This window comes from Paenibacillus glacialis (assembly GCF_001637205.1).
GTDB lineage: Bacteria > Bacillota > Bacilli > Paenibacillales > Paenibacillaceae > Paenibacillus_AQ > Paenibacillus_AQ glacialis.
In genome coordinates, this window is sequence record NZ_LVJH01000079.1 from 1 (window position 1) to 203 (window position 203).

At 54.2% G+C, this 203-nt stretch carries 1 rRNA gene; it reads left to right on the forward strand.

What is annotated here, in order from left to right:
* Nucleotides 1–9 precede the first annotated feature (9 nt).
* Nucleotides 10–203 (forward strand): 23S ribosomal RNA (locus PGLA_RS26455); the annotation flags it as partial.

The window sequence follows — 203 nt, forward strand, 5'->3', positions numbered from 1 at the left end:
GAGCATGATGGTTAAGCTACTAAGAGCACACGGAGGATGCCTAGGCGCTAGGAGTCGATGAAGGACGTGGCGAACAACGAAACTGCCTCGGGGAGCTGTAAGCAAGCTTTGATCCGGGGGTGTCCGAATGGGGAAACCCGGCTGTGGTAATACGCAGTCACTCACATCTGAATACATAGGGTGTGTAGAGACAGACCAGGGGA